The sequence below is a fragment of the Candidatus Wallbacteria bacterium genome (assembly GCA_028687545.1).
Taxonomy (GTDB): Bacteria; Muiribacteriota; JAQTZZ01; order JAQTZZ01; family JAQTZZ01; genus JAQTZZ01.
Window position 1 is genome coordinate 69,147 of record JAQTZZ010000013.1, and the last position, 16,488, is coordinate 85,634.

Consider the following 16,488-nt stretch of genomic DNA (forward strand, 5'->3'; position numbering starts at 1 on the left):
TTTTACTGGTTATTTCTCATTTTTACGTTGATGCAACCTTCTTTTTCGCTTCAATCACCAGGCCCTGGTGAAATCGGAGACCTGATCTTTAGAGACGGAATGTTTGCCCCATGGTGGTTTGTTGATCCGGAAATCGGGCATTGCGGCATATTCATCGGATATCATGCTCCAGCCACTGTGATTCCGAGAATAGTTGAATCAAACGACGACTTCCCGGAATATCATAAAATTCAGATGGCGCTTTACTCAAATTTTGAGACTTCCGGGCAACCGCCGCTATACACTGGAACTTACCGTGGAGCCAAAACCTGGTGGAACGATCTGTCGTATAAAAATAGAGACGCGATCTGTAAGTATGTGGAAGAAAAGGCTAAAAATGCACCGACATATTATATGGATATTGGAGTTCTACCTGAGTGGGTGATGGCCTTATCTAAAGGAGCATCATTTGATGGGCTTACTATTGAAATTGAAAATTGGCTTCATACAAGTTTTAGGCATTTCATGGAAGAACCTGAACACTATTACAATCCGGCCCATCCTTTTCAACCATATTCAGACAATACCGGAGATGGCGATCTGAACTTGATGAATTGTGCCTGGTTGTGCGAATATTCCTATAGAAAACCATTAAATTCATTTGTTGTCAGTGATCCGAATTATGCAATTTACTGCAAACCCACACCATTATCTCATTGGCAGGATTTACTCATATCTAACAAACCCACTATGTTACATCCAAAGCAAGTGTATGATTCCGGTATGCTGCGTTCGTCAGAAGCTATCAAACCCACGCTACAGATTGGCATTGACAATATTCAGTATCCAGATAAAAAAGATGTGACCAAAACTGTCATACAGAATTGTGAGCTGAAGTTAAAAGCAACTGACGCAGGTGGTATCTATAAGATCAAGTTGCTCGTTGATGGTTTAGAGAAACCCATATTACTCGACAGAGGCTTGACTGAAGTCACAGCATCATACTTTGTTGATATCAAAGGGAAAAAAATTGGGGAATTTTTCTTGATTCAAGCGACTGCCATTGACATGGCTGGAAATGAAAGCGATAAATATCTTGTAAATCTGATTGTTGGTGGGACAAAACTGAAAGTCGACATCCAACCGGATGAACTCCAGGACGGGAAAATCCCAGACGGAAAATGGCAGTATCGGAAATATGACGAGATAACAATGTTTTATGGCCCGTGGAGCGACCCGGCTGCCTCTGGAATTTTTGAACTTATTCCAGGCATTTATGAACTTCAAGCAAAGGACCTTACTGCCGATGGCTGGGAATTTGATAATCCATCCAATGGGAATATGGTAGTGGATCTCACAGCGAGTGATGAAGATAGAAACCCACCTGATGGTGGAAGCCCACCGTTAGCTGCAATTGCCAGACCAGGAAGCATATGCCAAAAGAGTATTGGTTCAGATGGCTCAGTTGGTAAGGAAGTTACTTTCATCTACAAGCAGATATACAAGGACCTCACTGTCTACATCGAGCCACCTGAGGTACAGAAAACTGCCCGCTGGTTCCTGGCAAACCATGAAGGATTGTTCAAACACTGCGATCAATTGCCATTACAGGATAATGATCAAACTACTGTCTGCTTTACTGAAGTGGCAGGCTATAAAACGCCGGAAGACATTGAAGTCACAATGGCACAAAATCAGACCGTGACGGGCACTTATGTACCTGATACATCCAAAATACAGAGTACAACCCTGAAAGTGACGCTGCTGCCTGAGGAGATCAATCAGATGACCGGCTGGAAGACATCGGTGGATACTGCTGAAACCTGGCACAAGAGCGGCGACATAGTGAAAATCTCGCCTCCAGGATACGTGGATGTCTATTTCAAGCCTGTGGAATATTGGATTGCACCGCAGGATCAAAAAGACGTGGATATGAGAATATCCCGTGAAATCACTGCGACTTACATAAACAACCGGGATACGCTGAGTCCGGTCGTCAGTCCTGGATACTTATACCAATGGGTGGTCAAAGGCGGAGGGAGATGGAAAGTAAGTTACGAGGGCGGAGACACTGGCTGGCTGGCTTTTGATCAGGCCGTACCTTTGAATGCGGGAGTTGCATATACAGTCTCTTTTGCCGCTGCAGACAAATTCGTCGGCACACCCGAACCGGTAAACGGAGTGATGCAGAATTATCCAACATATGCCTATGCTTCATACATGCCTGAGCGTCACTGGCAGTTTGTGCAGTCTTTTCCAAAGCGTCCCCGTATAGTAGGTGAGCACATAGTTTCTGATAATTGCACTTACAAAGTTGAGAACGGATCGCTGCAACCAACCTCAGATCCTCTGCCATTGATTTACACGAGAACCAATCAGACATTGAACTGGTTGAATCATGAATGTGAATGCGGACGCAGAGGTGATAAGGCATACAAGTGGCCTTGGTATAGTCACAGTGATACTGGTTCCGGTTGGTTGTATGGATTTTATTATACGACAGATTGCGTGTCCCAGCAGATCCAATCGTTCAATTTACCATGGCATTCTTCAATCGACTGGTTTTCCATAGGAGAACATTACAGCTATTTTAATATGGCTGAGCTATTCTGGTTCCTCGAACCTCCCTGGGGCCCTGTCCTCAACGATCATCTGGTAGATCAAAATGCCCTAGTAGGCACATCAGGACTTAATACCTCATTGATCTGCAACAATGAATATCATCTGGTAGGGAGTAGATTTCATTATCACGGGACCCCGGGAATTGTTGAATTTCCAAATCTTCATAAATCGAGTGAAGCATCAGGAATTATAGAATTGATTCATTCTTCATTTCCGTATGATCAATACTTTTTTGAAATCGGTGGTTCACTCTTTGCTTTGATCCCTCGGGGCACTAATATAACCGATTTGTATAAGCTTGGAAGCGGCGGAGGCGACTTTGCCATACTTGCAGGCGAGAATTTCGTTGCGGCAAATGGGAAATGGAGACTATTTCACGAAGGCTGCTGGCGCGATCCTGGTATCTATAAAATTTCTGATGGATGTAAGCTGGAACTGGAATACAAAGTCGATGAAGGCTATGACATAGAAGGTCAGTCTTCTTTCATTACGAACGACAGAAACGATTCAGTTATAGTAAAAGCTATTCCAAAGAGAAATATCTGCCTTTATCTGAACCCATCTGATGCCCAGTTCCGCTTCAGCACAGACCCCAAATGGCGCTGGCGATCGTCTGGCTGCTATCCGTTTCCCAGTGATGGAAACCCTGCGACTCAATATGTCACGATTTATTTCAAGGACATGCCAGACTGGGAAAATCCAGGTCCATATTCCTTTATTCCCTATGGCACCAGTGAAATCAGCCTGAATATAAGTTACAAGCCTAAGCGGTATCTGACGGTCAGGCTTCAGCCTGCGGGAGCGACCTTGTGCGGTGCAAAGTGGAGAGTGAGCGGTTACACAGACTGGAAGGCAAGCGGCGATACTGTGGAATTATCTGACGGATTTTCCGCAGCCATTGAATATTATGGATTATCCAGCAGTAGCGGCTGGATCAATCCCATGCCGCAAGTGGAAGAAGTGGTGATGAATGAAAGCAAAGTGCTTGAGCGAACCTATGGGATGAACGCGAAAACATTGAAAGTTCTTCTCGGGCCTGATGAGTATGCCGTCTACCAGGGGCGCTGGAGATTGAAAGGCAGCGAGGTCTGGCACCAGAGCGGAGAAACAATGGAAGTCAGATCCTATTCGCAAGTCTTTGTGGAATTCATGGACATCCAGCGCAGAACCACTCCTGGAACAGTCACCTGCACCATGAGCCAGAATCAAACAGTTTGGGGTTATTACACCGGATATCATAAACTCCAGGTGTACATTATCCCTCAGGAAGCAATAGCAGCAGGCGCTAGATGGCGCTTTGCCGGTGGCGAATGGCATAGCAGCAGCGATGCCTATGACCTGGCTGAAGGCGATACCTATGAGATAGAGTTTGCCGCTGCTTCGGGAGATTTTGCCGCACCAGATCCTGTAAAAGGAACAATGGAAGCCCAGGTTCAGATTGTTACAGCCGAATATTCACATTCCGGATCATATTGTTATCAGCTGACAGTCATGGCCACACCCGAAGCGGCAGTCGCCTGCGGTGCAGGCTGGCGGCTGACAGGTGAGGAAGACTGGCATTTCAGCGGCACAGGTATTAGGCTGTCTGTAGGATCGAGCTATGAAATCGAATTCAAGCCTGTTTTCGGCTATCAGACACCGGATTCTGCCTCTGGCACGATAGAATCATCAGACCTGACGATCAGGCCGGAATACACTCCTGCTTATGGATTGATGTCGGTCACAACTACGCCAGGCAAGGCAAACCAGGCAGGCGCTGCCTGGAAACTGAGCGGAGAAGTCGAGTGGAGGCAATCGGGCACTACGGTGGAAATGAGGATCGGAAGCGGATATGCCATTGATTTCAAACCTATTCAGGGCTGGACTCCGCCGAAGCAGCTTACAGGCACAGTCTGGTCTGAGAATACTGAACAAACCGGTAATTACTGCCTGATCGGCTCGACTCTCTGCGTGCAGATCATGCCTGAGCGGCTGAAGTCATATGCCTCCTGGCGATTGACAGGCGAAGACTGGCAAAGTAGCGGGGCATCAGTAATCATACCAGTTGGGGCGACTTTTGAACTGGAATTCGCAGATTATCAGGGATTTGATACTCCTGCGCATATAAAGGGCAGGAAAAGTTCATGGTCAGAAACTGTGAATGCTGTGTATGAACCTGAAGCAGGGTCATGGAAGCTTGTAACTGATACAGTGGAATTTCCCCAAAGATTCGATTTCGCCGCATTAACATTTTCCTCGGAAATTTATGTGATCGCAGGCAGGCATGACACGCAGGAGCTGGCAGATGTCTGGAAATCTTCTAATGGCGTTAACTGGACTTGCGAAACTAGTTCTGCAGCCTTTGGAGCCCGTTCCCTGCACTCCTGCGCAGTATATGATGGAAAGATCTGGCTGGTCGGAGGCTGGGACGGCAGCGTGGAATTGGGAGACGTCTGGGCAAGCTCAGATGGAGCTGATTGGACGCTTGTAACCTACCAGACAGCCTTTGGTACAAGAAGAAATACACATCTTGTAGAACATGACGGGGTCTTATGGTGTTTTGGCGGCAGGCGGGATTCCCTTGAGCTGACTGATGTCTGGAAATCGATAAACGGAAGCGATTGGACGCTTGTAACTGCTGAAACAGGAGTATCCTTTGCTTCCGCCACCACAATCATTTCTTATCACGGTTCCTTTTATCTTATCGGAGGCAGCGAACAGAACGGCTGTTGGAGCAGTCCAGATGGCGAGCACTGGACAAGTATAGTTGTTTCGGCTGGATTCGGAAACAGGTATGGCGCTGCAGTAACAATCTACAATAACTTGATCTGGTCGGCTGGAGGTCTTGAATTTATAGAAAACGGAATTTCTGCTTCAGACGATGCTTGGCATTCAACGGATTGCTCGGTCTGGGAGGAGGATACCGGTAAGGCTGGATTCGGCCTGCGCTATGGTCATGTTCTTGTTTCTTTCCAGGATAAAATCTGGCTGTTGGGCGGCAGCGATTATTCGGGCACACAAAATGATGTCTGGTGTTTTGAAGCAACAAAAGAAGTGCTTTCTGTGCGGTTTCATCCTGTATATGTAGTAAATGCAGGAGCATTTTGGCGTGTTGACGGAGGAGAATGGATCTCTAACTGCGGAACACTTGAGGTTCCGGCCAGTCGGCTATTCACACTCGAATGTAAAGATATTTATTCCTGGATTGCTCCTGCACAGCAATCTCTGGTCATGCCTTCCTGCAATATGAGAGTTGACGTCACCTATGAAACTTCACTGCGTCCGGTGGTAGTATTGATCTCACCGGATCAAGCTGCTACAGATGGTATGAAATGGCGACTTTCCGGCGAGACTGCCTGGCATGATAGCGGTAGTTTTGAGTTATTGGATAGCGGAAGCCCATGTACAGTAGAATGTATTGGATCGGTTTTAGGGTGGAACAAACCTGACCCGGTTTCCCTGACTGTTGATGAATCAGGTTCTACGGTCAGTGTGACCTGCACTCCTGTTCATCATACCCTCACCGTGAACCTCGGACCTGACGAAGCGGTGCAGAGCGGAGCAGCCTGGCGGAGCGTGGGAGCAGAGGAATGGAGGTTTTCAAATTGCAGTGTCGTAGTCCAGGCAGGCAAAGCTTATATCCTGGAATTCAAAGCAACCCCAAGACATCTGACTCCAGCCGGATTATCAGGAATAATGCTTGACCATGACGCTTCAATCACTGTGATTTACTCAGAGCAGACCTGCAGTCTCACCGTGAATCTGGCACCTGAGAAAGCGATACAGCTTGGAGCCGGCTGGAAACTTTCCGGCGAAAGCGAATGGAGAAATTCCGGGACTTCGGCTGCAATACAAATAGGAGACACTTATTCCGTAGAATTCAGTCCATTATCGGATTTGAACAGACCTGCGTCGATTTCCGGAACAATCAATTATTCTCTTACAATTGAACCGTTGTACACAGATAATTTCTGGGATGTGGCGTCAGCCAATGCCGGATTTCAGCCACGCTACGGTGCAGCGGCAATTGCCTTATCGTCTGAAATCCTTCTGACAGGCGGCAGCAACGGTATGTCTGCTCTCAGCGATGTCTGGCATACTCAAACCGGCTTTACCTGGGAAGTCATTACTGCAGAAGCAGGTTTCGGCAATCGTTTTCTGCATTCCCTGCTTGTGCTGAACGGAGAAGCCTGGCTGCTCTGCGGAACCAACGGCTCAAATATTTACGGTGATGTCTGGCATTCAGGAAATGGCAGTGATTGGCAGTGCGCCACCGAAGAGGCGGCCTTTGGCCCCAGATACGGCCAGGCTGCGGCATCGTTCGAGGGCAAGCTCTGGGTTATCGGTGGTAATAGTCCCACAGGTTTGAAAGCTGACGTCTGGTATTCCGAAAACGGTGTCGACTGGAATCTTACAAATGCAACACCCGGCTTTTCAGCGAGATACGGCGCGGCTCTGGCTGCCTATAACGGCAAACTCTGGCTGATTGGTGGAAACGATGGCAGTCCTTTATCCGATGTCTGGTCATCAGAGGACGGCAGCAGTTGGACAGTGGTTTCCCAATCCGCAATCCCTGCCAGATATTATCACAAAGCCATAGGATATGGCGGCAGCCTGTGGGTGATAGGCGGATTTCTCTCCAATGGCAATAGCGGGCTGGAGTCAGACTTCTATTTCTCCACGGACGGAGTGGATTGGACTGTTCATCACGACATCGAAGGTTTTTCAGCCAGAGCGCTGCCCTGTCTGCTCGAAAAATCAGCCAGACTTTGGCTTTTCACAGGTATCAGGCCTTCAGGGCCGATGTCCGACGTATTGTATTCCGCTGATACGGTCGGTTATCAATGCCTGACCGTGGAGATCACGCCTCAGGCGGCAGTTGCTGCCGGGGCTTGCTGGAAACTAGCTTCTGATTCGGCCTGGCGTCAGTCCGGTGCATCTGCCTTGATCGCGGAATACTCTTCCTATGAAATCATGTCCAAAAACATTCCGCATTGGATTGCTCCTGAATCGGTATCCGGAAATATCGGCACTGCCGAATTGAGCATATCCAGGGATTACATTCCGATCATGAAGAGCCTGACAGTCATGTTCGAACCTGTTGCTGCTGTTAACGACGGTGCTGCCTGGAAACTTTCCGGAGAAAGTGAATGGAGATCAACGTCGGCAGTGACTTTGCAAGAAGGGATATACACGATCGAAGCCATGGATGTGAATGGCTGGGTGACTCCGCAAGCCGCAACAATTGATCTTGAGCAGGATTCCTCAGAAACGTTCATCTATCAGTTGCAGAAATATCAGCTGTCAGTGTCTCTTTCTCCCTCACTTGCAGTCAATGAAGGCGCTGCCTGGAGATTTTCTGGAGAAGAGGCATGGAGACAGGCCGGTAATGTAAAACTTGCTCGCGGAACCGACTATGCCATTGAATATCGCGATGTATCAGGCTGGTCTGCACCGGATATCTCATCAGGATCTGTAGGATATGAAAATATACAGATAGTTTCTGAATATGCGGCAAAAAATTACTCTGTTTTCGTGACAATAGATCCATCCTGGGCAAAAGATGCGGGAGCGATGTGGAGATTGGTCGGTGATTCAGTCTGGCACCCCAGCGAAGATACTGTGAATTTACCGCACGATTCAGAATATGCGGTCGAGTTTTCCACAACCGAGGGCTGGATAAAACCTGAAACTGTCAGCGGCACTGTCGGCACGGCAGAGATAAATCTGGCAATGCAATACAAACCGAATAAATACGTGCTGTCTGTCTTGATAGGTCCGGATCTGGCAGTATCCGAATACGTGGGCTGGAGAATAGTCGGAGAAGAAAGATGGAGGACAGCCGGAGATTTGCTGGAAATAGAAAATCATACTCATTATCAGGTGGAATTCAGGGACGTGCAGGGTTGGTCCAATCATGGCTGGCAGGTGGGGGACATTGTGAATTCAGATGTGACTCTCACAGAAGAATGCATTCCTTCAGAGTATGAATTATCCATGAATCTGAATCCGGAAAAGGCCAGGAACGCTGGTGCCAGATGGAGAATTCTGCCTGACGGGGAATGGAAGACTTGTCAAGACAGCCTAACTTTGACACACGGCACTCGATTCTCGCTCGAGTTTTCCGACCTGAACGGCTGGGTCACACCGCAGATCATCGATGGGATAATGCCTGCGGAAAGCACGGTGTTGGACGGAGACTATGCTCCGATCATGCATGCTATTTCCGCAGTTATTCAACCTGATGAGTCAAGAGGAGCTACCTGGTCACTGGCATCTGACATGATCCCGAGAAATAGCGGAGATGCTGCGCAAGTTCAGCAGGGTGACGATTTCCAGGTGATATTCGGAGAACGATATGGCTGGATCAAACCAGATGCAGTTACAGGTAAAGTGGGTGCAGAGGATCTGACCATAACAGGCGAGTATATGCCGCAAAACCAGAGACTGTGCCTGCAGATAGAACCACAATCCGCAATTGATCAGGGAGCGATGTGGCGGCTTGGTGACAGCACTGAACTGCACTATAGCGGCATCGGCGTTGACCTCAGACGAGGAACGTCCTTCGAGATTTTCCTGAGTGACATTATTGGATTTTCTACTCCTGCATCTGTCACTGGTGAGATAGGTGAAGACGATTGTACTTTGACTGCTTCATATACTCCGATAATGCACACCTGCAGCGTTGTGATCTTGCCTCGATTTTTTGGAGACTCTTTTTACGCAGCATTCCAATAGCAACCTCGTAAATATTCCTGTTCAAACTCAAAGGGCGTTTTGTAGCCCAGACTCGAATGCATTCTCCTCCTATTATAGAAGATTTCGATGTATTCGAATATCTTCAGTCTGCATTCCGCTTTCGACCTGTAACTTTGTCCTCGCACCTCCTCTGTTTTCAATGTGTGGAAGAATGATTCGGCTGGCGCATTATCCCAGCAGTTGCCCTTCCGACTCATGCTCTGCTTGAAACCATAGCCTTTCAGAACTTTTCTGAATTCATGACAGGCATATTGAATACCTCGATCTGAATGGAAGATCAGTCTGTCGCTGGGCCTGTGGTTAGCCCAGGCCACTTTCATGGCCTTGATCGCAATCTCTGCTGTCAGATTGTCCTCCAGCGACCATCCAACAATGCCCCGGTTGTACAAATCGATTACTGTGCATAGATACATCCAGCCTTCTTCCGTTTTCAGGTAAGTCACGTCAGAAACCCAAGCCATTCCTGGCCTTTTTACCACAAAATTCTGCTTCAGCCGATTCGGTGAAGCCGGAAATTTGTGAGAAGAGTCGGTTGTGATCACGTATTTGGCTGCCGCCTTTGCAACCCAATTGTTTTCCTGCATGATCCTCGACACTCTACCTCTGCTGACGCGCCAGCCATTTTTCTTTAATTCCTCAGTGACTCTTGGGCTGCCATAGGTTTCCCAGCTTTCAAAGAAAATATCCTTGATCGCTGCTGTCAACTTGATGGTTTCTATTTCACGTTTACCCAGTGGGTGCTTTTTCCGGTAATAATAAGCGCTGGCCGATATGCCGAGTATTTCGGCCACCTTCTCAATTGCGTATTCACCGCGGTTTTCATCGATTATCATGCATTTCATTTCTGCGGTTTTGAGAAGATGGCCACAACTTTTTTTAACACGTCTCGCTCCATTTTCACTAGGGTCAGCTCTTTTTCAAGCTCTTTGATCTTGATTTCTTCCGGTGTTTTTCCACCAGCCAGGTAGAGCTTTTCTGCTTTGTCCATGAACTCGTGCTTCCAGCCGGACAGCGTGGTCTGATGAATTCCAAGATCTCTTGCAACTTCCGCCTGATTGCCTCTTTCAACACTCAGCTTGAGTGCCTGCAATTTGAATTCCTTGTCATAAATCTTTCGGGGTTTCTTAGCCATAAATTTTCCTCCGTCTTTTACATGTACCCTACGCTAACGGAGTCTCCAAATTTTTCAGGCAAGATCATCTTCTGAAACGCGATATTCAATGGCAGTAAATCTATTTCCAAGTTCTGCAGTGGATTCAGGTGCGAAGTGGCGATTATCAGGTGAAGATTACTGGAGGGATTCTCTGAGCACCATAGAATTGCCTGAACATCAGTCATACAAACTGCTGTTTTCCGATGTGCAGGGATATCATACTCCGATGGCTGTCAGCGGTACACTGAACAGTGATACTGTGATAAACGCTGATTACAGACAGGCGCATAGGATTGATGTTGTAATTTCTCCGGAGGATGCTGTCTATAAAGGAGCGCAATGGAAAGTGGCAGGCGACAATCCCTGGAATTACACAGGGAACTCTGCTTACATCTATGAAGGTGATAATTATTCTATTGAACTCAAACCAGTGGACGATTACTACCAGCCTGCAGCCATCTCTGGAGTCATGCCTCAGGATGATCTGACTGTAGAAGTAATCTATACCTGGAAAAACTGGACCAACCTGAACGAGGAGGCGTTCATACCACCCAGATTTGGTGCTGCAATGACAGTATTCAACGGGAAATGCTGGTTGATCGGAGGTTCTGACAATACTTCGGAATTAAATGACGTCTGGTGTTCAGACAATGGGTTAACCTGGAATGTATCTGAGGAATGCATTCCAGGCAACGGTAGATTCGGACACACTCTTACAAGCTGGAATAATAGCCTCTGGCTGATCTGCGGCATATCCGGGCAAAATTATCTGACCGATGTCTTGAGATCATCGGACGGCAATACCTGGATAACAGAGACAGAAGCCGCTCCCTTCGGTCCCCGTTTCGGCCACTCCAGCTACGCATTGAACGGGAAACTTTGGGTCGTTTGCGGCAGTGACGGAACATCACTCCACAGCGACATCTGGAGCACGAGCAATGGTAGTGATTGGACTCTGGAAGTGCAGTCTTCCCTGTTTGGAGCACGATACGGGCAATGCGTGGTTTCAGATGGGAATAAAGCTTACCTAATCGGTGGCTGCGACGGAACAAATTTGCTTGATGATGTGTGGAGCACTGACGATGGAATTAATTGGACACTTCTGACTCAAACTGCGGGAATTGGGGGAAGATTCTTCCATTCAGGTGGTGTTATAGGAGATACACTGATTATTGTCGGTGGGACACTGGATCCTGATTTTACAATGTACGATCCTAGTTATTATAAAAGCTCAGACGGCTTCATCTGGCAGCAGATAACAGATTATTCCGGCTGCTGCGCAAGAGCTATGGCTGGTTCTGTGACATTCAACGGTTCCATGCTGATAGCCTGTGGCTTATGCCAGCAAGGTGTTCTTGGGGATCTCTGGGTGGAAGCGGCCAGAAGAAGTTCCCAGAGCCTTTCAGTAACACTGCAACCTGAAGCTGCGGTTGCAGAAGGTGCGAAATGGCGCTATACAGGTACCCAGGATTGGTGCGATTCAGGCACAGTATTGTTTATGGCACAGGGCACTGCCTATGAGATCGAATTCAAACCTATACAGGGCTGGCAGACTCCTGCCAATATCTCTGGCACGGTTGGTTCCCAGGAAACTGTAATTGTCCAGGATTACATGCCCATCACGCATACTTTCACTGTGAATCTGACGCCGCAGGGAGCTGTGAATGCAGGCGCTTCCTGGAAGTTCCTGGGTGAATCCGGCTGGAGATCAAGCGGAGACGCAGTTTCAGTGCGCGAAGGCGGGACTTATGAAGTTCTTTTCAGAAACGATCTTGCCGGATGGGTTGCACCTGCCAGTATCAGTGGGACCATGGGTACTTCAGATACCACTGAATTTGCTGCCTATTCAGTCATACCTTCTCATAAGTTGACAGTCAATATCAGTCCTTCAGTTGCATACAACGCAGGCGGCAAATGGAAATTGTTGGGCGAGAGCAACTGGAGAAGCAGCGGCAGCTATGTGGACCTGCTGGAAGGAGCCACTTACGAGATCACTTTCAGGGACATTATAGGATACGAACCGCCTGCAAATATTACCGGCACAGTGAGCACAACCGACAAGTCTGAAACAGGAACTTATTCAGCACCTGCCTGGAGCAGGCAAACTGCAAGTGCTGCCTTTGGCGGACGCTATGGGCATGGAAGCGCTGTCTTGAACGGGAAATTGTTCGTGATCGGCGGCTATGACGGAACATACAGGCGCGATATCTGGAGTACCGTTGACGGCATTGCCTGGACCAAGGAATGCGACGTACCTTTTGCAGCTCGCTATTCTTTCGGCTGCACAGTGCATGACGGCAAGATCTGGATTGCAGGCGGAGGTGTAAGCACTGGAACCAAATCTGATGTCTGGCAGAGTCCGGACGGCAAGAACTGGATTCAAGTGACTGCTGACGGAGGGTACGGAGCAAGAAACGCAGCAGTGCTGGAGTCGTTTGAGGGTAAACTATGGCTGATCGGCGGGAACATTGCCGGCTGCAGCAAAAACGATGTCTGGAGCAGTTACAATGGAGTTACCTGGACCAAAGAATGTGACGCTCTGTTCACAAGTCGATATTGTCATGGGACTTCAGTGTATGCTAATAAAATCTGGGTGGTAGGTGGATACACTACTACCAACAATACCTATTTGAGGGATGTCTGGAACAGCGCAGACGGGAAAAACTGGACTCAGGTCTGCAGTCAGGGCCCGTTCAGCGCAAGATTTGGGACCTGCGCAGCATACGACGGCAGGCTGTGGCTCTCCTGCGGGAAAACGACAGGTGGAGGAACAGTTGCCGATGTATGGTATACAAAGGATGGGGTCAGCTGGACCCAGGCTGTGTCCACTGGACTCACCTCGCGATATTGCCATTCTATGACTGCTTTCAATGGCTCATTGTGGATCATTGCCGGATCAACCGGATCTGCTCCTTACCTAAACGACACCTGGAATTATTATGAAGAGCCTGTTTACGGACAATTGACAGTGCAATTGAATCCTGCTGATGCCGTGACTTCCGGTGCAGAATGGAGATTGATTGGAGAAAGCAGTTGGCGCGGATCAGGATCGTGCGCATTAGTGCAGGAAGGCGATGGCTACAAGCTGGAATTCAGGCAGACCGGAGGGTACTGCACACCAAATGTTCTGAAAGGCGTGATGCCGATTGACGGCACTACCGAAAATGTGACGTATGCTGAATACAATCAGAACCTGAGCCATAACCTGACAGTAACAATTTCACCTCCAGGTGCGGTTTTTTCAGGAGCAGGGTGGAGATTATCAGGAGAAAACCTGTGGAGAGGTAGCGGCTCAAGCGTCAGCTTGATTGAAGGCAGTGCCTGTACTGTGGAATATCGTGATGTGATCGGCTATAGCCAGCCTGAATCCGTGCATGGGACTATGGAAGCAGGAGATATCACTGTAACCTGCGTATACCAGGCTGTCCCTTGGACCCAGGGCCTGACAGCAGGATTCGGCGGACGCTATGGGCATGGGAACGTGGTCCTGAACGGGAAAATGTTCGTGATTGGCGGATACGACGGAACATACAGACATGATGTCTGGAGCACAATTGATGGTTTGACCTGGACCAAGGAATGCGATGCTCCTTTTAGTTCCAGATACCTATTCGGCTGCACAGTTCATGAAGGTAAGATCTGGATTGCAGGCGGGAATGCAAGCACTGTTCTCAAGTCAGATGTCTGGCAGAGCTCTGACGGAAAGAACTGGACACAAGTGTCTGCTGACGGTGGATTTACTGCAAGAAGCGCAGCAAGTCTGTTGTCGTTTGAAGGCAAACTCTGGCTGATCGGCGGATGCATAACCGGAGGTGCTAGCAGAAATGATGTCTGGAGCAGTGTTGATGGAATTACCTGGACCAAAGAATGTGACGCTCCTTTCACAAGCCGTTTCTGCCATGGCACAGAAGTGTATGCCAATAAAATCTGGGTTGTCGGCGGCTACACTACAACCAATAACACTTATTTGAAAGACGTCTGGAACAGCACAGACGGGAAGAACTGGACCCAGGTGAGCAGCCAAAATCCATTCAGTGCAAGGTATGGGACTTGTACTTCATACAATGGAAGGCTCTGGCTTTCCTGCGGGAAGACCTATGGGGACACGACAGTTGCAGACATCTGGTACACTAAGGATGGAGTGAACTGGACCCAGGCTTATTCAACAGGCCTTTCTCCAAGATACTGCCATTCCATGACAGCATTCAACGGATCTCTCTGGATCATTGCCGGATCTACCGGAACCACGCCATACTTGAACGACACCTGGAGTTATTACGAAGCCCCTGTGCTCGGACAATTGACAGTGCAATTGAATCCTGCTGATGCAGTGGCTTCAGGCGCAGGATGGAGAATGACAGGAGAAAGCGTTTGGCGTAATTCAGGCACAAGCGCATCAGTGCAGGAAAGCGATGGCTACATGCTGGAATTCAGGCAGACCGGAGGATATTGCACTCCAGATGTTCTGAAAGGTGTGATGCCGCTCATCGGCACTACCGAAAATGTGACATATGTTCCTTACAATCAGAATCTTAGCCATAACCTGACTGTTATACTCAATCCTGTTGGTGCAGTTTCTTCAGGAGCAGGATGGAGATTATCCGGAGAAATTCAGTGGAGAAACAGTGGAGTAAGCGTCAGCCTGATTGAAGGCAGCAACTATGTTGTGGAATACAGGGACGCTGTCGGATACAGCCAGCCGGAGTCTGTGTATGGAACTATGGAGGCTGGAGATGTTAATATAACCTGCACTTATCAGGCTGTAGCCTGGACCCAGGGGCAGACTGCAGGATTCGGCGGACGCTATGGACATGGAAGCGCGGTACTGAATGGGAAGCTGTTCGTAATAGGCGGCTATGACGGAACTTACAGACATGATGTCTGGAGCACTGGTGACGGCATTACATGGACCAAGGAATGCGACGCACCTTTCACAGCCCGTTATTCTTTCGGCTGCACAGTGCATGACGGCAAGATCTGGATTGCAGGCGGAGGAGTAAGCACTGGGCTCAAGGCCGATGTCTGGCAGAGCGCTGATGGCAAGAACTGGACCCAGGTAACTGCTGACGGAGGATTCGGAGCAAGGAATGCAACTGGACTGGAATCGTTTGGCGGTAAACTCTGGCTGATCGGCGGATGCATAACAGGCAGTGTGAGCAAGAATGATGTCTGGAGCAGTGTCAATGGAATTACCTGGACCAAGGAGTGCGACGCTCCATTCGCGAGCCGTTATTGCCTGGGCACTGCAGTGTATGACAATAAAATCTGGGCGGTAGGCGGATACACGACTACAAACAATACCTATTTACGGGATGTCTGGAACAGCGCAGACGGAGCCAACTGGACCCAGGTATGCAGTCAGGGACCATTCGGCGCAAGATTCGGGACCTGCGCAGCTTATGACGGCAGGTTGTGGCTCTCCTGCGGGAAGACCACAGGCGGAACAACAGTAGCAGATGTCTGGTACACAAAAGACGGAGTGAACTGGATTCAAGCTCCTGCTACAGGGCTTTCTCCAAGATATTGTCACTCCATGACAGAATTCAACGGGTCTTTGTGGATCATAGGAGGCTCGACCGGATCTACCCCATATCTGAACGACACCTGGTGCTATTATGACGATCCTGAAAAATATCTGCTGTCAGTGACTATCACACCGAGCGCTGCAATCACTGCAGGCGCCCAATGGAGCATTGACGGAGGGAACACCTGGAACTACAGTGGGGAATCGCTGCAAATTGCGACAGCAACTACTTTTGAGGTCAGCTACAAAGATGTGACAAACTACGTCACTCCTGCCAACAGTGCAGGTACTATGGAAAATGCTGATATTCAGGTGGCTGGGAACTACCTGCCTGTTTATGGAGCTTTATGGCATCAGACCAACGGCAATGCGGAATTCCCGCCAAGATACGGAGCAGGTGCAACTGCCTTCACAAATGAACTCTGGGTCACAGGAGGATTCAACGGCACAGCTTATTACTCGGACGTCTGGC

At 48.6% G+C, this 16,488-nt stretch carries 4 protein-coding genes; 2 read left to right on the top strand and 2 right to left on the bottom strand.

The window, feature by feature from the left end; all coding sequences use genetic code 11:
• Positions 1-30: 30 nt before the first annotated feature.
• A complete protein-coding gene (locus PHW04_08045; GenBank protein ID MDD2715826.1) occupies positions 31-9,318 on the top strand; it encodes a hypothetical protein in 9,288 nt (3,095 codons plus the stop codon).
• On the opposite strand, the gene PHW04_08050 is transcribed toward PHW04_08045, so the two are convergent.
• Together PHW04_08050 and PHW04_08055 are read right to left on the bottom strand one after the other, a co-directional pair.
• Positions 9,300-10,181: an IS3 family transposase gene (locus PHW04_08050; GenBank protein ID MDD2715827.1), complete on the bottom strand. Its 882-nt coding sequence runs from the start codon at positions 10,179-10,181 to the stop codon at positions 9,300-9,302. The two genes, PHW04_08045 and PHW04_08050, sit on opposite strands and share 19 nt — an antisense overlap.
• Positions 10,178-10,471 carry a transposase gene (locus PHW04_08055; GenBank protein MDD2715828.1) on the bottom strand — a complete coding sequence of 98 codons (294 nt, stop codon included), beginning with the start codon at positions 10,469-10,471 and terminating at the stop codon, positions 10,178-10,180. Before PHW04_08055 ends, PHW04_08050 begins: the two co-directional genes overlap by 4 nt.
• Before the next feature lie 88 nt (positions 10,472-10,559).
• Between PHW04_08055 and PHW04_08060 the strand changes: the two genes are divergently transcribed.
• A partial coding sequence (locus PHW04_08060) for a kelch repeat-containing protein (protein ID MDD2715829.1) occupies positions 10,560-16,488 on the top strand: 5,929 nt, incomplete at its 3' end.

Bases quoted from the DNA above. Each gene is read 5' to 3' on its own strand.
- PHW04_08045 (MDD2715826.1), top strand. From the start codon at position 31: ATGCAACCTTCTTTTTCGCTTCAATCACCAGGCCCTGGTGAAATCGGA.
- PHW04_08050 (MDD2715827.1), bottom strand. From the start codon at position 10,181: ATGAAATGCATGATAATCGATGAAAACCGCGGTGAATACGCAATTGAG.
- PHW04_08055 (MDD2715828.1), bottom strand. From the start codon at position 10,471: ATGGCTAAGAAACCCCGAAAGATTTATGACAAGGAATTCAAATTGCAG.